Source organism: Cohaesibacter sp. ES.047 (assembly GCF_900215505.1).
GTDB lineage: Bacteria > Pseudomonadota > Alphaproteobacteria > Rhizobiales > Cohaesibacteraceae > Cohaesibacter.
Genome location: NZ_LT907844.1, coordinates 3,916,337 through 3,939,573 on the forward strand (window position 1 = coordinate 3,916,337; position 23,237 = coordinate 3,939,573).

At 55.6% G+C, this 23,237-nt stretch carries 15 protein-coding genes and 1 pseudogene; 9 read left to right on the forward strand and 7 right to left on the reverse strand.

Features of this window, described 5'->3' with window-relative positions:
- Positions 1 to 28: 28 nt before the first annotated feature.
- Positions 29 to 907, reverse strand: coding sequence for an ATP-binding protein (locus CPH65_RS17865; RefSeq protein WP_096175116.1), 879 nt, complete (start codon positions 905 to 907; stop codon positions 29 to 31).
- A 279-nt stretch (positions 908 to 1,186) separates the two neighbouring features.
- On the opposite strand from CPH65_RS17865, the gene yajC reads away from it, so the two are divergent.
- The 4 genes and pseudogenes from yajC (at position 1,187) to CPH65_RS17885 (ending at position 5,632) form a co-directional block, all read left to right on the forward strand.
- Complete coding sequence (gene yajC, locus CPH65_RS17870; RefSeq protein WP_096175117.1) at positions 1,187 to 1,483, forward strand: preprotein translocase subunit YajC; 297 nt, start codon at positions 1,187 to 1,189, stop codon at positions 1,481 to 1,483.
- A gap of 101 nt (positions 1,484 to 1,584) precedes the next feature.
- Positions 1,585 to 4,200 (forward strand): annotated as a pseudogene (secD, locus tag CPH65_RS25085) (protein translocase subunit SecD).
- A 4-nt stretch (positions 4,201 to 4,204) separates the two neighbouring features.
- Positions 4,205 to 4,714, forward strand: a complete 510-nt coding sequence (locus tag CPH65_RS17880) for an Mth938-like domain-containing protein (RefSeq protein WP_371359348.1) — start codon at positions 4,205 to 4,207, stop codon at positions 4,712 to 4,714.
- A 15-nt stretch (positions 4,715 to 4,729) separates the two neighbouring features.
- Positions 4,730 to 5,632, forward strand: a complete 903-nt coding sequence (locus CPH65_RS17885) for a squalene/phytoene synthase family protein (protein WP_096175118.1) — start codon at positions 4,730 to 4,732, stop codon at positions 5,630 to 5,632.
- Here CPH65_RS17885 and trmFO read toward each other — a convergent pair.
- Complete coding sequence (gene trmFO, locus CPH65_RS17890; protein WP_096175119.1) at positions 5,624 to 7,066, reverse strand: methylenetetrahydrofolate--tRNA-(uracil(54)-C(5))-methyltransferase (FADH(2)-oxidizing) TrmFO; 1,443 nt, start codon at positions 7,064 to 7,066, stop codon at positions 5,624 to 5,626. The two genes, CPH65_RS17885 and trmFO, sit on opposite strands and share 9 nt — an antisense overlap.
- 179 nt (positions 7,067 to 7,245) lie before the next feature.
- Here trmFO and CPH65_RS17895 point away from each other — a divergent pair, with 179 nt between their 5' ends.
- The gene (locus tag CPH65_RS17895) at positions 7,246 to 7,878 is read left to right on the forward strand and encodes a hypothetical protein (protein WP_197703882.1); all 633 of its coding nucleotides are present in this window, start codon (positions 7,246 to 7,248) and stop codon (positions 7,876 to 7,878) included.
- Positions 7,879 to 8,185: 307 nt separating this feature from the next.
- Here the strand turns inward: CPH65_RS17895 and CPH65_RS17900 are convergent, their stop codons facing one another.
- Together CPH65_RS17900 and uvrA are read right to left on the reverse strand one after the other, a co-directional pair.
- A complete protein-coding gene (locus CPH65_RS17900) occupies positions 8,186 to 8,338 on the reverse strand; it encodes a DUF1127 domain-containing protein (RefSeq protein ID WP_096176489.1) in 153 nt (50 codons plus the stop codon).
- A 658-nt stretch (positions 8,339 to 8,996) separates the two neighbouring features.
- Positions 8,997 to 11,876 (reverse strand): excinuclease ABC subunit UvrA, encoded by a 2,880-nt coding sequence (uvrA, locus tag CPH65_RS17905; protein ID WP_096176490.1) that lies wholly within the window; start codon positions 11,874 to 11,876, stop codon positions 8,997 to 8,999.
- Positions 11,877 to 12,275: 399 nt separating this feature from the next.
- Between uvrA and CPH65_RS17910 the strand changes: the two genes are divergently transcribed.
- Positions 12,276 to 12,791: a single-stranded DNA-binding protein gene (locus tag CPH65_RS17910; RefSeq protein WP_096176491.1), complete on the forward strand. Its 516-nt coding sequence runs from the start codon at positions 12,276 to 12,278 to the stop codon at positions 12,789 to 12,791.
- A 16-nt stretch (positions 12,792 to 12,807) separates the two neighbouring features.
- Here the strand turns inward: CPH65_RS17910 and CPH65_RS17915 are convergent.
- Together CPH65_RS17915 and CPH65_RS17920 are read right to left on the reverse strand one after the other, a co-directional pair.
- Positions 12,808 to 13,874, reverse strand: a protein-coding gene (locus CPH65_RS17915; RefSeq protein ID WP_096171592.1) for an IS630 family transposase whose coding sequence is annotated in 2 segments (ribosomal slippage) — positions 12,808 to 13,370 and positions 13,370 to 13,874 — 1,068 coding nt in all. Because the reading frame shifts where the segments join, the coding sequence is not laid out codon by codon here.
- Positions 13,875 to 14,048: 174 nt separating this feature from the next.
- The gene (locus CPH65_RS17920) at positions 14,049 to 14,996 is read right to left on the reverse strand and encodes a cation diffusion facilitator family transporter (RefSeq protein WP_096175120.1); all 948 of its coding nucleotides are present in this window, start codon (positions 14,994 to 14,996) and stop codon (positions 14,049 to 14,051) included.
- A gap of 169 nt (positions 14,997 to 15,165) precedes the next feature.
- On the opposite strand from CPH65_RS17920, the gene CPH65_RS17925 reads away from it, so the two are divergent.
- Entirely contained in the window at positions 15,166 to 16,182 is a 1,017-nt protein-coding gene (locus CPH65_RS17925) for an efflux RND transporter periplasmic adaptor subunit (RefSeq protein ID WP_096175121.1), read from the forward strand.
- 9 nt (positions 16,183 to 16,191) lie between these two features.
- Positions 16,192 to 19,398, forward strand: coding sequence for an efflux RND transporter permease subunit (locus CPH65_RS17930; RefSeq protein ID WP_096175122.1), 3,207 nt, complete (start codon positions 16,192 to 16,194; stop codon positions 19,396 to 19,398).
- An 81-nt stretch (positions 19,399 to 19,479) separates the two neighbouring features.
- Here the strand turns inward: CPH65_RS17930 and CPH65_RS17935 are convergent, their stop codons facing one another.
- On the reverse strand, positions 19,480 to 20,109 hold the full coding sequence (locus CPH65_RS17935; protein WP_096175123.1) for a MarC family protein: 630 nt from the start codon (positions 20,107 to 20,109) through the stop codon (positions 19,480 to 19,482).
- 218 nt (positions 20,110 to 20,327) lie between these two features.
- Here CPH65_RS17935 and gyrA point away from each other — a divergent pair, with 218 nt between their 5' ends.
- Entirely contained in the window at positions 20,328 to 23,162 is a 2,835-nt protein-coding gene (gene gyrA, locus CPH65_RS17940; protein WP_096175124.1) for a DNA gyrase subunit A, read from the forward strand.
- Positions 23,163 to 23,237 lie beyond the last annotated feature (75 nt).

Genomic DNA, 23,237 nt, shown 5'->3' on the forward strand with positions numbered 1-23,237 from the left:
AGCGCTGCGAACAAGCCCTCGGCGAACCTCACCCCAACTTGACACCCTTCGCTCCGGCCAGTTCCTGAATGAACTGCCACGCGACGCGGCCAGATCGGGAACCACGCGTCGTGGCCCATTCAAGGGCTGATGCCCGAAGCTCGTCCGCGTCAACCTCGATGCCGTATTCCGACACATAACCATTGACCATATCGAGATAGTCGCTCTGGCTGCAATTGTGAAACCCGATCCAGAGACCGAACCGATCTGAAAGGGAGACCTTTTCCTGCACGCTTTCACTGGGCATGATTGAAGTGGACCGCTCGTTCTCGATCATGTCCCTCGGCATCAAATGGCGACGGTTCGAAGTCGCATAGAAGAGCACATTGTCCGGGCGCCCCTCAATGCCGCCATCAAGCACGGCCTTCAGGGACTTGTAGGCGGTGTCACCGGTATCAAACGACAGATCGTCACAAAAGAGGATGCATTGCTCGTCCCGGCCGCGCAGAATGTTCATCAAGATTGGCAAGGTTTCGATATCCTCACGCGCAATCTCGATCAGCTTGAGCGGAGCAAGTTCCCCGGACCGCTCCTCATTGACCTGCGCATGACAGGCCTTGACCAATGAGCTCTTGCCCATGCCGCGCGCACCCCATAACAGCGCGTTGTTTGCTGGAAGCCCCAGACTGAACCGCCGCGTGTTTTCCAAAATCATGTCCCGGTTGCGATCAACCGCCTTGAGCATGGAGAGTGCTACGCGATTGACTCTGGAGACGGGCTGTAAGTGTGGGGCAGGGGTGGCATGCCAGACAAACGCATCTGCTGCTGAAAGATCAGTGGGCTCCTGCTTGGGCGGCACCGCCCGCTCGATTGCTGCATGAATATTTTGTAATAAAGCGGCGATTTTTTCCAACTCAACGGCTGACATGGGCTATCCAACTCCAAATATTTCGACTCTGACAAACGAAGTCGGCGATAAAGGGTCAATAGTTGCCCTTTTTCCCTTTCATCTTGTCAAAAGGATCATTATGTCTAGGCCCTGATTAGCAGAGTTGGACCGCGCCTTGCAAACCGCCAAACGCGATGTTTGCAAAGTCCGTTTGGAACGCTATAGTCCGCTCAAATCAAACGGTGGCCACCCCGGGTGGTCCGACATAATTCAGTAAGCGCCCGAGCGATAAGCGTGGGGTCGCAAAAGGAGTCTTCGATGGACGCTACCAGTCCCGTGCTACAAATTCTGCCCTTTGTCCTGATCTTCGTGATCATGTATTTCCTGATCATTCGTCCGCAGCGCCAGCAGGTGAAAAAGCATGCAGAAATGGTTGCGAACGTGCGCCGCGGCGACACCATCGTGACCTCAGGCGGTCTTGTTGCCAAGATCACCAATGCGACAGACGAAAATGAAATCACGGTAGAAATTGCAGACGGCGTCAAAGTCAAGATCGTTCGCCGGAACATCGCCGAAGTCCGCGCCAAAGGCGAGCCGGCTGGGGACGCGAAATAATCGCGCACCCCTCTTGATCTCGACAGGGATCAGCCCCTGATAATGACCCAACGCACCCGGATCACAAACCGGGTGCTCTGCCAATATGGTAGGATTGCCGCATGCTACATTTCGCCAAATGGAAGGTGGGATTGGTGCTAGCCACAGTACTCTGTGGTATTCTTTTGTCTTTGCCCAATCTCTTTTCCGACAAAACCTTGAATGAATATTATCCCTCCTGGCTCCCCAACGGAAAGTTGGTTTTGGGCCTCGATTTGCAGGGTGGGGCTCATATCCTGCTTCAGGTCGAAGAGGAAGGCGTGATCCGTGAGCGCCTTGATATCCTGCGTGGGGATGTCCGCACGCTGCTGCGCGAGGACAAGATCGGCTATACCGGCCTTGCGATCCGCAAAAACGCGGTTCAGGTCCGTCTGAGGGACTTGGCGGATATTGATGCAGCAACCACCAAATTGAGAACGCTCGTCCAGCCGGTTGCCAGCAACATGCTGACCGGTGGCGGAGCAAACGAAGCCGAACTCAATGTCAGCGACGATGGTATCTTCCGTCTTTCCTTGACCGAAGAGGGCATTTCCACTCGCGTCTCCAATGCTGTGTCTCAGTCCATCGAGGTTATCCGCCGACGCGTCGACGAACTGGGCACAACGGAACCATCCATTCAGCGTGAAGGCGAAAGCCGCATACTGGTTCAGGTTCCCGGGCTGCAGGACGCGGATCGCCTGAAGAATATTCTGGAGTCGACTGCGAAGCTCACCTTCCGCATGGTCGATACAACCATGTCCGCCGAGTCGGCACTGCAATCCCGCCCACCGCTTGACTCCGAAGTTCTGTATGAAACGGCAGATCCGCAGAATCCGCTGCCCGAAAATCAGCGCACCCCGTATCTGGTTCAGAAACGGGTCCTGATTTCCGGCGATGAGCTCGACGATGCGCAACCGTCCTTTGATCCGCAGACAAACGAACCGGTCGTCTCCTTCCGCTTCAACACCTCTGGCGCGACCAAGTTCGCCCGCGTGACCGAGCGCAACGTTGGCCGTCCTTTCGCCATTGTCCTCGATAATGAAGTGATTTCGGCCCCTTCCATTCGTGAACCCATTCGTGGTGGCTCCGGGGTCATTTCCGGCTCGTTCACGGTGGACAGCGCCAACGATCTGGCCGTGCTGATGCGGGCGGGGGCTCTACCTGCCGACCTGACGATTGTCGAAGAGCGGACCGTTGGCCCGGGCCTCGGCCAGGACTCAATCGAAGCTGGTGAGGTGGCTGGTCTGGTTGGCGCAGCCGCAGTCGTCGTCTTCATGTTCATCAGCTATGGCCTGTTTGGCTTTTTTGCCAACGTCTCGCTGGTCTTCAACGTCACCCTGCTCCTCGGAGTCCTGTCAGGGCTTGGAGCAACACTGACACTGCCCGGTATCGCCGGTATCGTGCTGACGGTCGGTATGGCAGTGGATGCCAACGTGCTGATCTATGAACGCATACGCGAAGAAAACAATTTCGGACGTTCAACCATTGCCGCCATCGACGCCGGTTACAGCCGCGCGCTTGGGACAATTCTGGACGCCAACATTACCACCTTCATTGCTGCCGTGATCCTCTTCTCCCTTGGCTCCGGCCCTGTGAGAGGCTTCGCGGTGACGCTGGCCGTTGGTATTTTGACGACCGTTTTCTCCGCCTTCACCCTGAACCGCCTGCTGGTCGCGACTTGGCTCAAGTATCGCCGTCCGTCCGGCTTGCCCATTTGACCGACCGGAGATAATCTCATGAAACCTATTCGATTTATCCCGGATGGCACCCACATCGGCTTCATGAAGCACCGTTATTGGAGCTTCCCGATGTCCTCATTGCTCATCGTTGCCTCGATGGTGCTCTATCTGATCTTCAACCTCAACTTCGGTATCGACTTCAAGGGCGGAACGCTCATCGAAATCAAGACCGCGGAAGAGACTGCAGATGTTGCCAACATCCGAGCCAATCTAAACGCGCTAGACCTTGGCGATGTCGAGGTACAGGAATTCGGGGCACCCGATGATGTCCTCATCCGGATTCAGACCCAGGAGCCAACCGACGAACTGAGCGCCGAAGAGGCACAACAGCTCGTCGTCGATCAGGTCAAGGAAACCCTCGGCAGCAGCGTCGATTATCGCCGTGTCGAGGTGGTCGGGCCCCGTGTGTCTGGTGAGCTGGCAAGCGCCGGGACCATCTCGGTGCTATCCGCACTCTTTGCCGTACTGGTCTACATCTGGTTCCGGTTTGAATGGCAATTCGCCCTCGGTGCGGTGGTCGCAACGGTGCATGACGTGCTCTTGACCATCGGTGTGTTCGCCTTGCTGCAGATCGAATTCAACCTGACAACCATCGCCGCAATCCTGACGATCGTGGGCTATTCGCTCAACGATACCGTGGTGGTCTATGACCGCATTCGCGAAAATCTTCGCAAATACAAGAAAAAGCCGCTCAAAGAGGTACTCGACCTTTCGATCAACCAGACGCTATCCCGGACCTTGCTGACGTCCGTGACAACCCTGCTTGCGCTTGGTTCGCTCTATTTCCTCGGTGGTGAGGTCATTCGATCCTTCACCTTCGCGATGATCTGGGGTGTTTTTGTCGGCACCTATTCCTCGATCTTCATCGCGGCGCCGCTGCTCATCTTCCTCAATCTGCGTGCTGAACAGGTGCACCAAGAGGAAGAAACAGACGGATCCGGCAACGTGACAGCATCTTAGTTGCATGATTTTCAAATGGCTCAAGGGCAACAAAGACACGCCCGCGACCCCAAAATCCGAAATCGGGCAGGGCACAAACCTGCCCGATTTCGCAGACCAGTCTGACGGACACGTTGAAAACGCCGTCGCGCTGGCAGCCGGCCTTGAGATGACCGAAGTCTTCTACCCCGGCCATGACCCCATCGACTATTATGGCGATGGCGGGTTTCGATTTGGCACCATGTCCCATCAAGGCGCGCTGTTGTTCCTGCCAAGCGGCATCAGACGCTGGGATGTGGAAGAAACACCGACGCTTCAGAGCCTCGCGGCTTTGATGAAGGAAAAGGACGAGATCGAAATCCTCCTCATTGGCACTGGTAAGACACTGACTCCACCCGACCCCGCTCTTTGCAGCGCCATTCGCGCCGAAGGCATCAAGCTGGATATCATGGACACCGGCGCGGCTGTTCGCACTCTCAACATCCTGTTGTCAGAGGATCGTGCCGTCGCTGCTGCTCTCTTGCCAGTGGATTGACGGGAGGGCGAGGTCATGGCACGGATCGACCATAGGAATGCGACCGATCCATCTTTTGCATTTTGTCAGACCGAGGTGAAGCGAACCGATCCGCTCGCCCATTTCATTGCGTTGGTCGCGCCGGATGTGCATCGCCCCGCCCTGATGGTGCTTTATGCCTTTCTTGCAGAGATTGCCCGTCTATCTCAACAGATTTCGGAACCCGCTATGGGTGAAATCCGCCTACAGTGGTGGAAGGATACGCTCGAAGCGACTGCAACGGGGGATACTCAGGTACGAGATGCGCAAGGATGTGGCGCAGCCAATATCGGCCCACTTGCCTCGGCAATCCGATCCGTGATCAGGCAATATCAATTGCCACTGGCGACTTTTACGCACATTCTTGAAGCGCGACGGTTCGATCTTTACAACGACCCGATGCCGGATCTCGCTGCCTATGAAACCTATGCCGGGGAAACAGGGGCGCTGCCGCTCATGCTCGCAGCGCAAATTCTCAATGACGGCAAGCCGCTCACCTCCATTGCTGATTTGTCCGGACATGCTGGCATGGCAATCAGCCTGTCGAACCATCTCTACAATTGGCAGCGAGACGCAGGCCATCAAAGACTGTTCCTGCCAGTCGAGGTATTTTCGCGTTATGGGCTATCCACCAATGATATTTGGGCAGGAAAACAAGAGACCGCACTATCTAGCGCAATCAGAGACTTGTGCCAATTGGCTGACGCGCATCACAGCAAGGCGATAGCCTACCTCCGACCCGCAAAATCGGAAGGTCAGGCGCATCTGCTGCCTGCCTATCTCATGCTGGCGCCCGCTGCTCTCCTGCTCAAAAAACGAGAAAAAGCACCTCTCGCTGCGCTCAAAGTCCCCAATTGGCGGCTTTATGCGAGCGTCGTCCGCATGGCCGCTTTAGGCTAGTGCATCAGACATTGCGATCGTGTCAAGCCAGACACGAACATCCTGCAAGGCTCGGTGGGTCTGGGCCTTCTTCTTGGAAAGCTGCTTCTCAACACCGCGCATCTTGGACCCATCCTCTCGCCGCCGCGAAAACTCTGCAGGCGGGAAAAGGCCGAAATTGACGTTCATCGGCTGGAAGGACCGTCGACCACCATTTGAATCGATCAGATGCCCACCCGTGATGTGGCCAAGCAGCGCGCCAAAGGCGGTGGTTTCAGGCGGTGGCAACAAATCACACCCATGGATTTCAGCCGCGATGAACCGTCCCGCCAACAGGCCGATGGCGGCGGATTCCACATAACCCTCGCAACCCGTGATCTGGCCAGCAAAGCGCAGGGATGGGCGCGATTTAAGGCGCAGGGTCTCATCAAGCAGCTTGGGTGAATTGAGGAACGTGTTGCGGTGAATGCCGCCCAGCCGGGCAAATTGCGCCTCTTCAAGGCCGGGAATCATGCGGAAGACCTCTGCTTGCGCGCCATATTTCATTTTGGTTTGAAAGCCGACAATGTTGAAAAGCGTGCCCAGCTTGTTATCCTGACGCAACTGCACAACAGCGTATGGATCTTCATCGGGCTTGTGCGGATTGGTCAAACCAACCGGTTTCATCGGACCGAAGCGCGGCGTTTCATATCCCCGCTCCGCCATCACCTCAATGGGCAGACAGCCGTCGAAATAGGCCGCCTTTTCCCAATCCTTGAATTCGGTTTTCTCTGCTGCCAGCATCGCTTCGATGAACGCGCGATACTCATCTTCATTCATGGCGCAATTGATATAGTCCGCGCCCGTGCCGTTTGGTCCCTTCTTGTCGTAGCGCGACTGAAACCAGGCCTTGTCCATGTTGATTGAGTCAAAATGAATGATCGGCGCAATCGCATCATGAAAGGCAAGGGCTTCTTCGCCCGTTGCCGCAAGGATCGATTGCGACAAGGCTTCGGACGTCAGCGGTCCCGTTGCCACGAGACTGAGGCCATCATCCGGGTCGGGGAGTGAATCCACCTCGCCGCGCTCGATCGCAATCAGGGGATGGGCATGAAGTTTCTCGGTGACAGCTTCCGAAAAAGCCTCACGCGCAACGGCTAAGGCCCCCCCTGCGGGGATCGCATTGGCATCAGCCGCCGTCATGATCAGGGACTGCGCCTCCCGCATTTCCTGATGCAGAAGGCCCACGGCATTCGCTTCATGGTCATCCGAGCGGAACGAATTGGAACACACGAGTTCGGCGCAATGGTCCGTCACATGCGCATCCGTCGACTTTACCGGGCGCATTTCGTGAAGGACGACCGGAATGCCATGGTTTGCAAGCTGCCAGGCGGCTTCCGAACCGGCAAGGCCGGCTCCGATAATCGTAACGGGTCTGTTGGATTGCTTCACCTTGTCCGGTCCTTCCGATTGCATGAGTGCATTGTCAAAACACGCGAGAAAAGCTGTTCTGACGAAATGGGACTACTACCACTCCTACATCAAAATTCAAGACCGCGATGCCCTTGAAACCCGCCGATTTGCAATTGGCAGGAACAATTCGAAGTGATATCTCAGTTAGAAATTCTAACCAGCCAAGGGATTCGCAAAAAATAATGGTCGCCATATCAAAGTGGAACAGATCCTTGCTCGCCCTTATCGTCGCAACAGCCCTTGGCAGCTGTGCAACACAAAAGTCGGATTCGCCCGATCGCTGGATCAAGACGATGAACAATCGTCCGGTGACCAAGTCGACCATTTATGTCTGTCACGCCTTCGGTTGCAAACTCAAATATGCATTCCATCCGACAAAAAAGGACATCAGAAAACTTAAGCGCATTCTTGCACGGGGTAAGAGAAGCCCGAAAGCAGAGCGCAAGGCCATCGGCAAGGCTGTCGTCTGGTTCGAAAAGCGTGTCGGCCCGGCAGTCGGATCCGACAAGGACAAGGGCGGCCTTGATATGTACAATTCCGGCGTGCCCGGCCAAATGGATTGCATCGACGAAGCCAGCAACACCACATCCCTTCTCGTCTTCGCGCAAAAGCACGGTTTGCTGACACACTACAAGTATCAGGCCCCCGTCGCTCGCGGCTTTTTTCTGGATGGTCGCTATCCTCACGCAACAGCCGTTATCAAGAACAAGAAAAGTGGCAAGCGCTACGCGGTCGACAGCTGGAAGTTCGACAACGGTGTCTTCCCGGTTATCAAGCCACTTGACGTCTGGTTGAGCGAGTCAACTTCCTCCTGATCAAAAACACCATCCAGCTGTTTTCACCCTAGTGTACCTTACTGTGACAACAGAAGGCACGGTTTCTCATGCGCATCGCCATGATGTGCAAGGACGGTTTGACATGCATGCAGTATGCAACCGCGGCAGAAACTGCGCCAGTTCCAGGATTGCTGGAGCCATGAATTGGAAGGGGATGGTCTGAAAAGAAGAAAGCCCACCGGGGGAGGAGGTCCGGTGGGCTTCTAATGGTGTTCCAAAACGGGGAGGAGACGTTTTGAAACTGTCCAGACTTCTGGGAGGAGGTAGAAGTCTGAATTCCTGAATTTTATCGTCCGACAGATCTGCGAGAGATCTGGGTAATGTCAGCGCGGCTGATGCCGACTTCTTCGAAATCGCGGCTGCTCAAACGGCTAAGCTCATCGACTGTGTCACGGTAATTGCGCCACTGACGATAGCTATGAATAACATTGTCAATCATCATCTATCCTCTAGTTAAGATGTTTAACTCAGTCGTGGTACAAGTTCGTTCTTCTGCGAGATCTATTCGCTAGACGCCTAAAACACTCGCCTCGCTTCGTTGAATTGATATATAGCGCAAAATTTTTTAATGTGCATTGCAAGATAATGCATAGCTGCCTTGCAACTCATGCAATTTAAGAATGGAACTTCATGCCGCCCCATCAATTTCACATAGCGGAAAATATTATCTCTTTAATTCAGTGGTTTAAAACGAAACCACCGAAGAAACGCATTGGGCGCAAATCGGCCAAATTATATGCAGTTATACGTATGTGCAGTTTGTCAAGCTCATAAAGTGGCAGTTTTAACGGAGAAATACCTAGGCATCGAGCTATGCGAAACAGGGAAAACACCACTTTGGTGCGGCGCACAACGACAAGTGAATCGCCAAATTGCCGTGCATCACAGCGCAAGGGTTGAAGAAAAGCAGAACCTGCCGCCCAGCATGCATCAAGCGCATCGGATCAGGCGACAGCATAAGGTCACGCACTTATATTAACCCGGTCGAGCGACCGAAAAACCCGCCCTCGGCACTGACTGGATAAGTATTTCTCTCGAGTCCTCGAATGCATGGCACACGCATTGGCGGGGGGAGGCGCGGTCAGACCATCTTGCGGTCAGACCTTTTTCCGGCGGTCGCGCATCTCCTTGAGGAAGACCCCGGTGTAACTCTGTTCAACCGCCATGACATCGCCCGGTGTCCCTTCGGCGACGATCTCACCACCTCCATCTCCACCCTCTGGACCAAGATCAAGAATCCAGTCGGCAGTCTGGATGACTTCGAGATTATGCTCGATGACGATAACCGTATTGCCCTGATTGACCAGCTCATGCAGGACCTCAAGCAACTTCGCTACATCATGGAAGTGAAGGCCCGTCGTCGGTTCATCGAGGATATAGAGGGTTCGACCGGTCGAGCGTTTCGATAGCTCTTTGGAGAGTTTCACCCTTTGGGCCTCGCCACCCGACAGGGTGGTGGCCGGTTGGCCGACCTTGATATATCCCAGCCCCACACGCTGGAGCGTGACCATCCTGTCGCGTACCGACGGCACCGCCGAGAAGAAATCCGCAGCTTCATCGACGGTCATGTCGAGAACATCAGCAATGGATTTGCCCTTGAATTCCACTTCGAGGGTTTCGCGGTTATAGCGATGCCCCTTGCAGACGTCGCAGGTGACATAGACATCGGGCAGAAAGTGCATCTCGATCTTGATCACCCCGTCGCCCTGACAGGCCTCGCAACGCCCACCCTTGACGTTGAAGGAAAAGCGACCGGGCGCATAGCCCCGCGCCTTCGCTTCGGGCAAGCCAGCAAACCAGTCCCGGATCGGCGTGAAAGCGCCCGTATAGGTCGCCGGGTTCGATCGCGGCGTCCGCCCGATGGGCGATTGGTCGATATCGATGATCTTGTCGATATGTTCCAGCCCCTCGATCCGGTCATGCGGGGCGGGCATGTTGCGCGCCCGATTGAGCTTCATCGCAGCGCCCTTGTAGAGCGTATCAATCAAAAAGGTCGATTTGCCGCCGCCGGACACACCGGTCACGCACGTAAACGTCCCGAGCGGAATCGAGGCTGTGACATTCTTGAGATTGTTGCCGCGCGCGTTGACCACCTTGATGGCCTTGCCTTTCTTGCCCTTGCGCAGATCGTTGTCGACGCTGATTTCCTTGACGCCGGAGAGATACTGCCCCGTCAGGGAAGCCGGGTCGGCCATGATTTCAGCTGGGGTGCCTTCACTGACGATCCGGCCACCGTGAATCCCGGCCCCAGGCCCAACATCAATCACATAATCAGCCGTCAGCACCGCATCCTCGTCATGCTCGACAACAATCACCGTGTTGCCCAGATCCCTCAGATGTTTGAGGGTCTCCAAGAGGCGCGCATTGTCGCGCTGATGCAGACCGATGGACGGCTCATCAAGCACGTACAGCACACCGGTCAGACCGGACCCGATCTGGGAGGCAAGACGAATGCGTTGGCTTTCACCGCCCGAAAGCGTGCCAGAGTTGCGCGACATCGACAGATAGTCGAGCCCAACGTCATTGAGAAAGACAAGGCGCTCGCGGATTTCCTTGAGGATCCGTTCGGCAATCTCGAACTGCTTGGGTGTCAGCGTGTCCGGCAACTCGTTGACCCACCGCCGCGCCTCACGGATCGACAGGCTCGCGATCTGCGAGATGTGACGCCCGTCCAGCTTGACTGCAAGCGCCTCCGGCTTCAGCCGGTGCCCATCACAGGCCGAGCAGGGATGGGTTGATTGATACTTGCTGATCTCTTCCCGCGACCAGTTGCTTTCGGTCTCGCGAAACCGGCGCTCGAGATTGGGGATCACGCCTTCGAACGGCTTCTGGGTCTTGTAGGACCGGGCACCATCGTCATAGACGAACTGGACCTTTTCCTTGCCGGTGCCGTAGAGAAGGACTTCCTGCGCCTTGAAGGAAAGCTGTTCCCACGGCACGGTCAGTGAAAAATCGTAATGTTTGGCGAGCGCATCGAGGGTCTGGCGGTAGAAGGGAGATGTGCCCTTGGCCCAAGGCGCAATCGCGCCATCCTTGAGACTAAGGGACATGTCCGGAACGACCAGCTCCGGGCTGACTTTCAACTCGCTGCCGAGCCCATCACAAACAGGGCAGGCACCAAACGGGTTGTTGAACGAGAACAGCCGTGGCTCGATCTCGGAGATCGTGAACCCTGAGACCGGGCAGGCAAACTTTTCGGAAAAGGTGATCTGCCTTGGCTCACCGTCTTCGGTCTTTTCGTCAACCAGCTCGACCACCGCGAGGCCTTCGGCGAGTTCAAGACTGAGTTCAAGCGAATCAGCCAGCCGTTTCTCGATGCCTTCCTTGACCACCATCCGGTGCACGACGACATCAATATTGTGTTTGAATTTCTTGTCGAGTGTCGGCAACTCGCCGTCATCATACATCTGCCCGTCGATCCGAAAACGCGTCAGACCGCGTTTGACCAATTCGGCCAGTTCCTTGCGAAATTCACCCTTGCGTCCGCGAACGATGGGAGCCATCAGCAAAAAGCGGGTTTTCTCGGGAAGCTCCATCACCCGGTCAACCATCTGGCTGACCGTCTGGCTTTCAATCGGCAACCCGGTCGCCGGGCTGTAGGGAATGCCAACACGGGCATAAAGCAGGCGCAAATAGTCGTAGATCTCAGTGACCGTGCCCACCGTCGAGCGCGGATTGCGCGAGGTGGTCTTCTGCTCGATCGAGATGGCGGGAGACAGGCCGTCAATCTGGTCGACATCCGGCTTTTGCATCATTTCCAGAAATTGCCGTGCATAGGCCGACAGCGATTCTACATACCGGCGCTGGCCCTCTGCATAGATCGTATCGAACGCCAGCGAGCTCTTGCCCGAGCCTGACAATCCGGTCATGACAACCAATTGATCGCGCGGAATATCAACGTCGACATTCTTCAGGTTATGTTCTCGGGCACCGCGAATCGAAATGAACTTGTTCGAAGAAATTGCTGGCTTATCCATATCGCTATCTATCAATTTATCGGTCGAACGGTTGAACCGCTCGTCGTATGATTGGTCGTTCGGGATGGTACGGTCGTCGGGCTTTGCTTGGATCACCGGGTGATCCCTCAGACCCGTTTTATGGCCTTCCTCTCCCATATAGGGTTATAAATTGCAAAGACAATCAGGCTTCAAAGGTGATTCCGGTGCACGCATACTAGCGTCTGGCCTAGCTTTTGTACACACTTTGTTCTACAATCATGCACAGCGGGTCAGATGGAACACCGCACCATTGACCCAACCAAAGCATGGGGATTGAACCAATCCCGTATGGAACTGTCGTCCAATCCCGCCTATGCTGACCTCCAACTCAACGTCAGCTCGAAAGGCGACGGACAGAAGCAGACAAAGGACAAACCAATGGCCGGAAGCGTCAACAAAGTCATTCTCGTGGGCAATCTGGGTGCTGACCCCGACATTCGCACCACGCAAGACGGCCGGAAGATCGTCAACCTGTCGATCGCAACATCCGAAAACTGGAAAGATCGCAATTCCGGCGAACGCCGCGAGCGCACCGAATGGCACCGCGTTGTCATCTTCAGTGAAGGGCTTGCCCGTGTTGCGGAGAGCTATTTGCGCAAGGGTTCCAAGGTCTATGTTGAAGGCCAGATTCAGACCCGCAAGTGGCAGGATCAGAACGGACAGGATCGTTATTCCACGGAGGTCGTTCTACAGGGCTTCAACTCGACCCTGACCATGCTCGACAACCGCAATGAAGGCGGCGGCAGCTTTGCCGGTCAGCAGAACAACGATTTCGGCGGGCCGGGCAGGAGCTTCGCCAGCGAGCCGCAAGAAGAATCCTATGGCCGGCAATCCAGCCCAAGCCAGCCATCGAGCAATTTCCGCGACGAAATGGACGACGACATTCCATTTTGATTGATACCAACGGCATTTAATTCTGACCTTCTTGAGCCCATTTTCTCATACCTATTGAATGGATGATGGTTGGGTTGGCGGAGAGGCTCTTCCATGCTTGGCAACCAGCATCAAGAATGGCGGCATAGTCTTCGAAGACCCGATTGGACAGGAAGGTACCGCGCAGATACTGCCAAATATTCTCAACTGGGTTCAGTTCCGGTGATTTGGAAGGCAACAGGAGGATGGTGATATTCTTGGGCACGTTGAGTCTGCTTGTCGTATGCCATCCGGCACGATCCATCAGCACCACGGCATGAGCGCCGCGCGCCACTGTCCTTGAGACTTCTTCGAGGTGCATTTGCATGGCCTGTGTATTTGCAAAAGGCATCATCAATCCCGCGCCAACGCCACGCGCTGGACATATTGCACCGAACAGATAGGCATTTTTATATCGCTGATCGGCTGGCAGACGTGGTCTGGTTCCCTTTTTTGCCCATAGTCGGGCCAGTCCATTCTTCTGACCAAGCCTAGCCTCATCTTGCCACCAAATCTCGATGGGCTTGTTCTTTGGCAAATGGCCTACATGCGCTGCCAACGTTGCGGAGAAGTTTTTTTGAAAGCATCAATGACTTCAGGCTTTTGTTCTGGATGTTGAGGTCGACCAGATATGCGCACATACCCCATGCGGCGCAAAAGATCCCGTACTCCACGTTCCTTGTAGGAGACCCCAAACCGCTCTTGGATCACACGCACCAGATCCTGGCTACGCCAGACAGAGACGCCGTCCTTCTCAGGATCAGGACCGGTTTCAACGATAGCAACAAACTCTTCGAGCTGTTCTGGGCTCAAGCGCATGGGAGCGCCGGTTGCTTTGATGTCGACAAGACCATCGGTGCCTTGCTCATTGAAGCGAAGAACCCAATCTCGCAAAGTCTGGCGGTCCATACCGCCGACTTTGGCGGCATCAGCACGGTTCATGCCGTCATAGACAGCCGCAATGGCCAGTAGGCGGCGGCTCTGTTTGGCATTGCGGCATCCTTTGGCAAGACGGCGCAAACTATCGGCGTCAAAAGCATCGCTAAGAATCAAAGCGGCAGACATGGCAAAATCTCCTTTGCCATGTTGAATCACGCCAGTGCTAAAAATGGAATCCCTAAAGAGTCAGAACTTCACGCCCTTGGTATGACTGCCGATCTTGATCGAATGATCGCAAAATACAAGAAACCCGGCTCGAAAGCCGGGTTTTTTCGTAGGTCCACCAGTGCAAATGCAGGACTACACGGGATCGTCAAATAGTTTGGCGACGGTCTCATGATCCTTGTGCGATTGTGCCTCGATGAAAAGGCGACGGATCTGGGGAAACCGCTCCCGGATATGCTCCTCAAGATCAGCGATGACGCTTTCAAGTTTGGAGACCTGCATCGTGTCTTCAAAGTCGATGCTGAGCGTAACAAGGATCTCCTTGGGACCGCGGTGCAGTGTCCTTAGTTCGTTGACCATGGTCACGGACGGATGCGATGAAGCGATGGACCGAATTTCCTGCTCCATCTCGTCCGAGGCAGCCTCGCCGATCAGCAAGCCCTTGGTCTCATAGGCAAGCAGGAAGGCGGTACACGCCAGAATGATGCCAATGACAATCGAAGCGGCGCCATCCATCCACGGGATGTGGAAATAGTGCGAAATGGAAATCCCAACGGCCGCCACGAAAAGACCGAGCATGGCTGCGGAATCTTCAAACAGAACCGTAAAGACCGTCGGATCCTTGGATTGACTTACCGCTTCCAGCCAGCCCATCTTGCCCTTGGTGGTGCTGAACTCTCTCAAAGCAATCCACCAGGCCCATCCCTCGAAACAAAGCGCAGCCCCCAGAACCACGAAGTTGATGGTTGGGTCACCCACGGGATGCGGCTCAAGAACCTTGTTGACACCCTCGTAAATCGACAAGCCAGCACCAACCGCAAAAATCAGCAGTGCAACCACGAAAGCCCAGAAGTACAGCTCGGCGCCATATCCGAACGGATGCTTCTTGTCAGCCGGTTTTGCGGCCTTTCTCATACCATAGAGTAACAACCCCTGATTACCTGTATCGACGAGCGAATGAATGCCCTCGGAGAGCATCGCGGATGATCCCGTAATAGAGGCTGCTATGAATTTCGTCAGAGCAATCAGGCTGTTACCCGCAAGGGCCGCATAGATTACTTTTTTTGATCCGTGGGAAGCCAATACCAGTCTCCTTGAAATGCCTCGGTCAGATGAAATGTCACATAACGTTAATACCGGATGCCAAGCCTGAGGAAAACAGCCAAAATCACGCTTAGCCCTTTGACAATTCCTTATAATTCTTATATTCGTATTTTCTAATATTACAATTCACCGTCAGGAGTGAACCGCAATGTGCAAGGCACAGACACCAAAAGGCAAGGCATTTCTCTCTGCCTGCCTATTCGTTCTCACCGTGACCGGTTCAGTTGCGCATGCCGCCGACTTCACTGTCACCAAACAGGCCATCGAAGACAAGAAGGCCGTTTACGCAACCGTGGAAAGCACAGATTCCATTCCAGCGAGGGTGCGCACCGCCGGAACAGTCACGGAATTGACCGTAACCGAAGGCAGCTTCGTGAAAGAAGGGGAAACCATTGCGGTTGTTCGCGATCCGAAGCTGGATCTGCGCATCGATGCGATTGAGGCGCAGATTCGTGCAGCCGAACGCGAGATCGACAACATCAAGACCGAAAAGGCAAGAGTTGACCAATTGTTCAAGCGCGGATCGGCAACCAAATCGAGGCTTGATCAGGTCAACACCCAGCTTGACGTCGCCAACAGTCGGCTCGAAGCCTCCGAGGCCGAGCGTGCCGTAATCGTCCGCCAACTCGAGGAAGGGGCCGTACTGGCACCTCAGGCCGGGCGCGTTCTGGACGTCCCCATCACAGTTGGCTCGGTGGTCATGAACGGCGAGGCTGTCGCGACCATCGCCCGGGACAACTATATTCTGCGCCTGTCTCTGCCTGAAAGGCATGCGCAATTCCTCAAGAAGGCGGATATGATCGAAATCGCCGAACGAGGAGCCAATTGCGACGGTAGTTGCACCCGACGCGGCGAAATCGCCAAGGTCTACCCACAAATTGCGGATGGCCGCGTTCTGGCAGATGCAAACGTTGAGGGGCTTGGCGACTATTTCGTCGGCGAGCGCATTCAGGTGCGCATTAAGGCTGGATTGCGGGACACCTATCTTGTGCCTCAGGATCTGGTCTTCACCCGCTATGGTGTCGATTTCGTACGCCTCAAAGAACCGGATGGCACCAGTTCCGAGATCGCGGTCCAGATTGGCCAGGTCCATCATCAGGATGGCAAGCCGATGATCGAGATCCTGTCCGGCCTTGAAGCCGGCGACGTGCTGCTCGAGCTCTGAGGATCAATCATGGAAACCAAATCCAAGCATCTGGGCATCTCGGGCAATCTGGCTCGAAGCTTCATCACGTCCCCACTGACACCGCTTCTGCTCATAACGTCCTTTGCCTTGGGACTTGTCGCCCTGATGGCGCTCCCGCGTGAGGAAGAACCGCAGATTTCGGTGCCGATGGTTGACATTCAGGTCCGCGCGGACGGCCTCAAGGCCGAAGATGCGGTCAAGCTCATTACCGAGCCGCTGGAGACGATTGTTAAAAGCATCGATAGCGTCGAGCACGTCTATTCCAACTCCTACGACGACCGTGTGGTTGTCACAGCCCGTTTTCTGGTCGGCACCAGTTCCGATGCTGCCGTGTTGCGTGTTCATGACAAGATCAACGCCAATCTGACGTCCATCCCCGTGGGCATCCCGCAGCCATTGATCATTGGCCGAGGCATCGACGATGTCGCAATCACCGTGCTGACGCTCTCACCGGACAAGACCGTCGCTGATCGCTGGAATGATACCGCTCTTTATAATATTGCTGACGAATTGCGCGTCGAACTATCCAAACTGGACGATATCGGCCTGACCTATATTGTCGGCGGCCAGACCGACCAGATCCGCGTCGAACCAGACCCTGAAAAGCTGGCGCTTTACGGCATCACCCTGCAACAGCTTGTGGGCAAGGTTCAGGCGGCCAACACCTCGTTCATGGTCAGCAATCTGCGCGAAACGAATACGAGCCTTCCGGTTGCCGTCGGTCAGACCCTTCATGGCATCCCAGACATCGGCCTGTTGCTGCTCACCTCCCGAGACAATCGTCCCGTCTATGTCAAGGACGTGGCAAAGGTTGTCGTTGGCAGCAGTCAGACCGATCATCGCGTCTGGCATCTCACGAAAAAGGATGGGGGCGGCTTTAATCGCATGCCTGCGGTTTCGCTTGCCATCGCCAAACGCAAGGGTGCCAACGCGGTCGATATTGCGCACGCCATCGAGGATCGCGTCTCCGAACTCAAGGGCCAGATCATTCCCGACGGCGTCAGGGTTGATGTCACGCGCAACTATGGGGAAACGGCAAACGAGAAAGCCAACGAGCTTCTCTATCATCTTGGTCTTGCGACTATTTCGATCGTCATTCTGGTCAGCATCGCTATCGGCCTGCGCGAAGGCATCGTGGTCTTCATCGTCATTCCCACGACCATTCTTCTCACGCTCGCTGCCGCCTATCTGATGGGATACACGATCAACCGCGTTTCGCTCTTTGCGCTCATCTTTGCCATCGGCATCCTCGTTGATGACGCGATTGTCATGATCGAAAACATCTCCCGCCACTGGGCAATGGGAGACGGTCGTTCCAAGATTCAGGCCGCAATCGAAGGCGTAGCCGAGGTTGGAAACCCCACCGTGATCGCAACACTGACCGTCGTGGCAGCGCTTCTGCCCATGATGTTCGTCTCGGGCATGATGGGCCCTTACATGAGCCCGATTCCCGCGGTTGCTTCCGCTGCGATGGTATTGTCCTTCTTCGTTGCAGTGATGCTGACGCCATGGCTGATGAACATCTTCGGCAAGCCCGGCCACAGCGAAGACAGAGACGGAGGCATTCTCGGTCGCGCCTATCGCCTGATCGCCCGCCCAATTCTGTCGGGCAGGGGACGGTCATGGGCCTTCCTGCTCATTGTGGGCGGGGCGACCATCGCCTCAACCCTGCTGATCTACACCCAGCACGTCACCGTGAAGCTCTTGCCTTTCGACAACAAGTCCGAACTGCAGGTCATCGTCGATCTGCCTGAAGGGGCAACGTTGGAGGCAACAGACCGCACTCTGATGGAAGCCGCTCATCGTCTGGACGACATCGAGGAAATTCTCTCGATCCAGTCTCATGCGGGAACAGCAGCGCCCTTTGGCTTCAACGGTCTTGTGCGCCACTATTTCTTGCGCGCCAATCCAGAGCAGGGCGACCTGCAGGTCAATCTCACCGAGAAGGGCGAACGGGAACGCTCCAGCCACACCATCGCACTTGAGATCCGCGAAAGACTGAAAGATTTGCCCGTAGTGGACGGCACCAGCATCAAGGTGGTGGAAGTCCCACCCGGACCGCCGGTTCTATCGACACTGTTGGCAGAGATCTATGGTCCTGATCCGGAAACCCGTCGCGCCGTGGCAACCGAAGTGCGCAAGCTGTTCGAAGACGTCCCCTTCATTGTTGACGTCGATGACAGCTTCGGCACCCCCTCGGACCGGGCCCGCATCCGCATCGATCAGGACAATCTCGAATATCATCAAGTCGAACAGGGCGATGTCTACCAGACCATCCAATATTATTTGAATGGTCAGGTTGTCGGCTATTCCCACAAGGGAGGCGGGCGTCGTCCAGTTGAGATCGCGGTCAAACCGAACAGGTCCGATCTGACGCTGTCCGAGCGGCTACTCACCATTCCCGTGCCGCAAAACGCCATCCCCGGCAATCGCGGTGTCGTCGAAATTGGTGATGTTGTCCGCATTGATCGCGAAAAGGCCAGTTTCCCTGTCTTCCGGCACAATGGCCGATCCGCCGAGATGGTCGTGGCAGACCTAGCCGGAGACTTCGAAGCCCCGATCTATGGCATGCTTGCCGTGCAGGACAAGATCGACGCCCACGATTGGGGCGATCTGCCCAAACCGCACATCATCCTCCATGGCCAGCCCAAGGATGAAACCGAAGTCGCTCTGTTGTGGGATGGCGAGTGGGAAGTCACATGGGTTACCTTCCGCGACATGGGGGCTGCCTTTGCCATCGCCATTCTGGCAATCTACGCCCTCGTGGTGGCCCAGTTCCATTCGTTCCGGGTTCCGCTGGTTGTACTGACGCCAATTCCGCTCACGCTGATCGGCATCATGATCGGTCATTGGCTGTTCAACGCGCCCTTCACAGCCACATCGATGATCGGCTTCATCGCACTTGCCGGCATCATCGTGCGCAACTCTATCCTTCTGGTCGATTTTGTCGGGCATGAAAAGGGCTCCGGCAGGCCTTTGAAGGACGTCTTGCTTGAGGCCGGGTCCATCCGCTTCAAACCCATCATGCTCACCGCTCTGGCGGCAATGATCGGCGCGGCGGTAATCCTGGCGGACCCGATCTTTCAGGGGCTGGCAATCTCGTTGCTCTTCGGGCTGGCCTCGTCGACGCTCCTCACAGTGCTGGTCATCCCCGCGATCTATATCGCCCTGAAAGGCGTGGACAGGAAGATGTGATCCCGGTCACTGAGATCCATATAACAAAAAAGCCTGGCGCACCGCGTCAGGCTTTTGTTGTTTGAGCAAGAGGTCATTCAGTCAGCCAACTATGAGGGCCTTCACACCGTCCGCAATGAACTGCACCGACAGCGCCGCCAGCAGCACGCCCAAAAGGCGGGTCAATATATTGCGGCCATTGTCGCCAAGCATCTTTTCCACCCAGCCCGATACGACAAAGGTGAAAAGCACCAGAGACAAAACAAAAGCGACGACAAACAGAACCGACCCCATCTCGACCCAGTTGGACGTCTGAGACGAGAGCAGCAGAACCGCAGAAATTGCTCCGGGTCCAGAAATCAGAGGAATTGCCAACGGAAAGACCGCGATATTATGCATCTCGTCATCAGACATAACCCGTTCCGCCGATTTCGACTTGCGCTCCTTGCGCTTCTCGAAAACCATCTCGAAGGCGATGACGAAAAGCAAAATGCCCCCCGCGATCCGAAACGCCGGCAGCGAAATACCCAGCACCGAGAGAATCACTTGCCCCACCAAGGCAAAGGTAAGGAGAATGCCAGCCGCCACGACCACACTGCGAATGCCGATCTGAATGCGTTCCTGCTTCGTCGCTTCGCTGGTCACAGCCAGAAAGATCGGCGCGAGACCAATCGGGTCGATTGTCACGAACAAAGTGGCAAAAGCATTGAGCATCATGTCAAAGGGCAGCATTTCCGGGGCTTTCCATTGGTTCAGGGGCGACAAAACCGCCATGGCAATTAAGATAGATTGTATCAATAAGGCCTGTGCGCGTTCAGCTCGAATAGCAGGAACCACCCGATGCATCAATCCACTGAAAACTTGCTCACAGGGTGCGGTCAAAATTTTGCCGACAGACCATAAATCGGCTATACAGAACTACCTTTTTGACAAGGATTCGAGACACGCCTTTGACAGATACAAACGATACAAAACCGGGCGACGGATCTACCGCCTATATCCAGCCCATTTCCATCACCGAAGAGATGAAACGCAGCTATCTCGATTATGCCATGAGCGTGATCGTCAGCCGTGCGCTGCCTGATGTTCGGGATGGTCTCAAACCCGTTCATCGCCGCATTCTCTATTCTATGCATGAAAATGGCTACGAATGGAACAAGGGCTACCGTAAATCAGCGCGCGTCATCGGTGATGTGATGGGTAAATATCATCCCCATGGCGACAGTGCGATCTATGAAGCGCTCGTGCGCATGACGCAGAGTTTTTCCCTGCGCGTCCCGTTGATTGATGGACAGGGTAACTTTGGCTCCATCGATGGCGACAGCGCCGCGGCCATGCGTTACACGGAATGTCGTCTTGAGAAAGTCACGACGACTCTTCTGGGTGACCTCGACAAAGATACCGTAAACTTTAGCGACAACTACGACTCGACCGAGAGCGAGCCCGTTGTTCTGCCTGCCCGTTTCCCCAACCTTCTGGTCAATGGGGCAGGGGGCATCGCAGTCGGCATGGCAACCAACATTCCGCCCCACAATCTGGGTGAACTGGTTGATGCCTCCATCGCGCTCATTGACAATCCGACCCTGTCGGCTGACGAGTTGATGGAAATTGTGCCCGGTCCGGATTTCCCGACGGGTGGCCTTATCCTTGGCCGTGCAGGCATTCGCAGCGCCTACAACACCGGTCGCGGCTCGGTCATGATGCGCGGCAAGGTCGATGTGGAAGAGATCCGCAAGGATCGCATGGCCCTTGTGGTCACGGAAATTCCTTATCAGGTCAACAAGGCCACGATGATCGAAAAGATCGCCGAGGCCGTGCGTGACAAGCGCATTGAGGGCATTTCGGACATCCGCGACGAGTCGGACCGTCTGGGTATGCGTGTTGTCGTGGAACTGAAACGCGACGCCGTGCCGGACGTTGTTCTGAACCAGCTTTACCGCTTCAGCCAGTTGCAGACGTCTTTCGGCTGCAACATGGTGGCGCTGAACGGCGGCAAGCCTGAGCTGCTCAACCTGCGTGACATTCTGCTGGCTTTCAATGCCTTCCGCGAAGAAGTTGTCAGCCGCCGCACCAAATATCTGCTCAACAAGGCCCGCGAGCGGGCGCACGTGTTGGTTGGCTTGGCCATTGCTGTGGCCAACATTGACGAAGTGATCAAGCTCATTCGTCAGGCGCCCGATCCTGCGACGGCCCGTCAGCAATTGATGGAGCGCCGCTGGGAAGCACGTGATGTCGAGTCACTGATCCTCCTGATTGATGATCCGCGGCACAAGCTGAATGAAGACGGCACCTATTACCTGTCCGAAGAGCAAGCCCGTGCCATTCTCGACCTCCGCCTCCAGCGCCTGACGGCTCTGGGCCGCGACGAAGTGGGCGACGAGCTGAATGCTCTGGGTGAGAAAATCACCGATTATCTCGACATCCTGCGGTCTCGCGAACGGATCTACACGATCGTCAAGGACGAGATGATCGAGCTGAAGGAAGAGTTTGCAACGCCGCGCAAAACCGAAATCATCGAAGGTGGCGCAGACTTTGACGACGAAGACCTGATCCAGCGTGAAGACATGGTCGTCACCGTGTCCCACGCCGGCTATATCAAGCGCGTTCCCCTGTCCACCTACCGGGCTCAACGCCGTGGCGGCAAGGGTCGCGCAGGCATGGCCATGAAGGATGAGGATTTCGTCACCCGGCTGTTCGTGGGCAACACCCACACACCGGTGCTGTTCTTCTCGTCCCGCGGCATCGCCTACAAGATGAAGGTCTGGCGTCTGCCGCTTTCCGCACCACAAGGCAAGGGCAAGGCCCTGATCAACCTGTTGCCGCTGCAGCAGGGTGAGCGGATCACCTCGATTCTCCCGTTGCCCGAAGACGAGGAGAGCTGGGAAAAACTGGATCTGATGTTCGCGACGATCTCCGGTTCGGTCCGTCGCAACAAGCTTTCGGACTTTAAGCTGGTCAACCGCAACGGTAAGATCGCAATGAAATTCGAGGACGGCCCGGATGGCGTGCCTGAAGACGGCATCGTTGGGGTCGAAACCTGCGACGCTATCGACGACGTGATGCTCACCACGGCCAAAGGCCAGTGCATTCGTTTCCCTGTCGGGGATGTGCGCATCTTCCAGTCTCGTGGCTCCACAGGAGTGCGCGGTATCCGTCTGGAAGAGGATGACAAGGTTATTTCCATGTCGATCCTGCATCACTTCGAAGCAACGCCGGAAGAACGCACCGAATATCTGCGTCAGGCCAGCGCGGCGCGGCGAGCACTCAATGGCGAGGAAAGCGAAGCACCGCTCGAAGCCTCAGCGGCATCCCTGCCGGTTGAACGCTATGCCGAAATGGGTGGTTCGGAGCAGTTTGTTCTGACCATTTCCGAGAATGGCTATGGCAAGCGGACCTCGTCCTACGAATACCGGACCTCCGGTCGTGGCGGCAAGGGCATTGCGGCCATGGCGGTCAATGATCGCAATGGCCGTCTGGTTGCAAGCTTCCCGGCAGAGGACTGCGATCAGATCATGCTTGTCACCAACGCCGGACAGCTCATTCGCTGCCCGATCGACGGTATCCGCATCGCTGGACGGTCGACACAAGGTGTGACGGTCTTCAAGACGCGCGATGATGAACAGGTCGTCTCGGTTGAGTTGATCTCTGAAGTGGATCATCAGGAGGCCGAAGGGCTGGAGCTTGATGAAACATCACCGGAAACCGATCCATCAGAGGATGGACCGTCTGAAACCGGGCCTTCTGAAGATGGACCCTCTGAAGATGGACCCTCTGAAGACGAATGATGAAAATTCCAGTGGAAAAGAAAACGGGGCCTCAAAGGCCCCGTTTTTCAAATTCCAAATCAGCCCCAGCGAACG

What these genes read in the sequence shown, in the direction of transcription:
- CPH65_RS17865 (WP_096175116.1), bottom strand. Translation starts at nt 907, where the DNA reads ATGTCAGCCGTTGAGTTGGAAAAAATCGCCGCTTTATTACAAAATATT.
- yajC (WP_096175117.1), top strand. Translation starts at nt 1,187, where the DNA reads ATGGACGCTACCAGTCCCGTGCTACAAATTCTGCCCTTTGTCCTGATC.
- CPH65_RS17880 (WP_371359348.1), top strand. Translation starts at nt 4,205, where the DNA reads ATGATTTTCAAATGGCTCAAGGGCAACAAAGACACGCCCGCGACCCCA.
- CPH65_RS17885 (WP_096175118.1), top strand. Translation starts at nt 4,730, where the DNA reads ATGGCACGGATCGACCATAGGAATGCGACCGATCCATCTTTTGCATTT.
- trmFO (WP_096175119.1), bottom strand. Translation starts at nt 7,066, where the DNA reads ATGCAATCGGAAGGACCGGACAAGGTGAAGCAATCCAACAGACCCGTT.
- CPH65_RS17895 (WP_197703882.1), top strand. Translation starts at nt 7,246, where the DNA reads ATGGTCGCCATATCAAAGTGGAACAGATCCTTGCTCGCCCTTATCGTC.
- CPH65_RS17900 (WP_096176489.1), bottom strand. Translation starts at nt 8,338, where the DNA reads ATGATTGACAATGTTATTCATAGCTATCGTCAGTGGCGCAATTACCGT.
- uvrA (WP_096176490.1), bottom strand. Translation starts at nt 11,876, where the DNA reads ATGGATAAGCCAGCAATTTCTTCGAACAAGTTCATTTCGATTCGCGGT.
- CPH65_RS17910 (WP_096176491.1), top strand. Translation starts at nt 12,276, where the DNA reads ATGGCCGGAAGCGTCAACAAAGTCATTCTCGTGGGCAATCTGGGTGCT.
- CPH65_RS17925 (WP_096175121.1), top strand. Translation starts at nt 15,166, where the DNA reads ATGTGCAAGGCACAGACACCAAAAGGCAAGGCATTTCTCTCTGCCTGC.
- CPH65_RS17930 (WP_096175122.1), top strand. Translation starts at nt 16,192, where the DNA reads ATGGAAACCAAATCCAAGCATCTGGGCATCTCGGGCAATCTGGCTCGA.
- CPH65_RS17935 (WP_096175123.1), bottom strand. Translation starts at nt 20,109, where the DNA reads ATGCTGCCCTTTGACATGATGCTCAATGCTTTTGCCACTTTGTTCGTG.